General features: G+C 65.0%; 4 protein-coding genes. 1 reads left to right on the top strand and 3 read right to left on the bottom strand.

The genetic code is table 11. The features are described from left to right. Positions 1 to 197: 197 nt before the first annotated feature. The gene (locus AC16XC_RS07450; RefSeq protein WP_484034017.1) at positions 198 to 470 is read left to right on the top strand and encodes a hypothetical protein; all 273 of its coding nucleotides are present in this window, start codon (positions 198 to 200) and stop codon (positions 468 to 470) included. 8 nt (positions 471 to 478) lie between these two features. Here the strand turns inward: AC16XC_RS07450 and AC16XC_RS07455 are convergent, their stop codons facing one another. The 3 genes from AC16XC_RS07455 to AC16XC_RS07465 all read right to left on the bottom strand — a co-directional run bounded on the left by AC16XC_RS07455 (position 479) and on the right by AC16XC_RS07465 (position 1,426). Further along, a complete protein-coding gene (locus tag AC16XC_RS07455) occupies positions 479 to 736 on the bottom strand; it encodes a hypothetical protein (protein WP_484034018.1) in 258 nt (85 codons plus the stop codon). A gap of 210 nt (positions 737 to 946) precedes the next feature. Then, positions 947 to 1,213, bottom strand: coding sequence for a hypothetical protein (locus tag AC16XC_RS07460; protein WP_484034019.1), 267 nt, complete (start codon positions 1,211 to 1,213; stop codon positions 947 to 949). A 54-nt stretch (positions 1,214 to 1,267) separates the two neighbouring features. After that, entirely contained in the window at positions 1,268 to 1,426 is a 159-nt protein-coding gene (locus AC16XC_RS07465) for a hypothetical protein (RefSeq protein WP_484034020.1), read from the bottom strand. Positions 1,427 to 1,643: the final 217 nt, after the last annotated feature.

Raw genomic sequence — 1,643 nt, forward strand, 5'->3', positions numbered from 1 at the left:
CATCGACTTGCTCAATGCCGGGCCGTTCGAACTCCAGCCAGCCGACCGGACGTTCGATTCCTATGGAAGGCGGTTGATGGTCGCCCGGCGCGGTGGGCGGAGCCTCGGCCAGGTGCTGGTCGCCGAAGGCCTCGCCGAAAGCTGGGGCGGGCCGCGCGCGGATTGGTGCGGCGCCTGATCTGACCTATACTGTCCGAATGGGCTTCACGTTCGAACAATGGCTGATGATCGCGATTGCCTTGGCGGTCGCGTTCAAGCTTGGCTCGACATACGGACGGCTGTCGGCCGATAGCGACCGGATACAGCCGATCAGCACCACCCGCATTTCGCCCGAAGCGCGGGCGCGGATCGACGACGCGCTGCGTCGCAAGGAGAAGATCGAGGCGATCAGGTTCCTGCGCGAGGACACCGGCTGCGGGCTGGCCGAGGCCAAGAAGACAATCGAGTCGCTCGGGCCAACGCCCGATTGACGGTTCGGCTATTCGGCTGCTTCGTCGACCGGCACCACCGCGGGAGCGGTTTCGGGCAGGTCGACTTCGACGCCTTCATCCTCCGGCGCGACGATATACTCGTCGGGCGGCACACCCGCCGCCTCGCCTGCAGCCGCCGTTTCGCCGGCGGTTTCGGGAGTTTCCTCGACAGTAGTCCTGAGCATGAAGATAATAGCCACAACGACCAGCAAGGCGATCGCGAGAATCCAGAAGAGTCTCGATTTGGGGGGTGGGACATCGGCCATTTGCGTTCCTCCGGTTACTTGCTGGCGACGGAGTCGCCTTGAGGCCAAGTTTGGCCCGGATCGCCTCCGGCAATCAAGCGCCCCGCTTCATTCCTGGTTTCAGGGGCGCGCGGCGACCGGATGGCCGGTGTGCCGGCACTCGGCGCGACAGCGCTCGGCGATTCGGCCCTGGATCGCGGACAAGCGGCGGGCCGCTGCGAAGCGGTGAGACTATTCCGCCGGGGCTTCCTCGGCCACCGCGCCATCCTCGACCGGCGCCTCCGCGGCTTCCTCGACCGCAGCCGCTTCTTCCTCGGCGGCAGCGGCGGCCTCGTAGGCGGCATATTCGGCCTGCAGCTCGGCCTCGCGCTGGACGGTGAGGGCTTCGAGCTGGTTCTGGAACCAGATCAGCATGACGATGATGAACACCACCCCGACCGACAGGCAAATCGCCAGCAGTTTCCCGCCCGAAATGGACTTTGCGGCACCGTCACTCATCGAAACTCTCCCAATCCGATTCCAGCAGCCTGTTTGCCGAAGCGCTGCGGAAGGTCAAGCGTCGTTGCCGGCCTTTTCATGCGCGGCGAGCTGGCGCTGGAGCACCGCGATCCGCTCGCGCTCGGCGGTCCATTGGCCCTCGGGCGCGGCTTTGATCTTTTCCAGGAGGCTGGCGAGCTCGGCTTTGCGGTCTTCCATGGTCGTCTCATGCATGGCGTTTCTCCTTTCGCGTTTCGCGACTCCTATAACACACCTCAAGGCCGGCGTGTTCCTTGACCTTGCTCAAGCAGCACAGCGGGATCCGAACCGAACGGAAGTTGACAGGGTAACACAGTCCAGGAGCAAGAATCGCTCCGCCTGCAAGCGCGCCCGTCTTGGCCCGGCCATGGCACGGGACGGCCGTTGTAGGACAGCGCATTCAGGCGAGCGG

It is taken from the genome of Candidatus Andeanibacterium sp. (assembly GCF_057143545.1).

What these genes read in the sequence shown, in the direction of transcription:
- AC16XC_RS07455 (WP_484034018.1), bottom strand. Translation starts at nt 736, where the DNA reads ATGGCCGATGTCCCACCCCCCAAATCGAGACTCTTCTGGATTCTCGCG.
- AC16XC_RS07460 (WP_484034019.1), bottom strand. Translation starts at nt 1,213, where the DNA reads ATGAGTGACGGTGCCGCAAAGTCCATTTCGGGCGGGAAACTGCTGGCG.
- AC16XC_RS07465 (WP_484034020.1), bottom strand. Translation starts at nt 1,426, where the DNA reads ATGCATGAGACGACCATGGAAGACCGCAAAGCCGAGCTCGCCAGCCTC.
- AC16XC_RS07450 (WP_484034017.1), top strand. Translation starts at nt 198, where the DNA reads ATGGGCTTCACGTTCGAACAATGGCTGATGATCGCGATTGCCTTGGCG.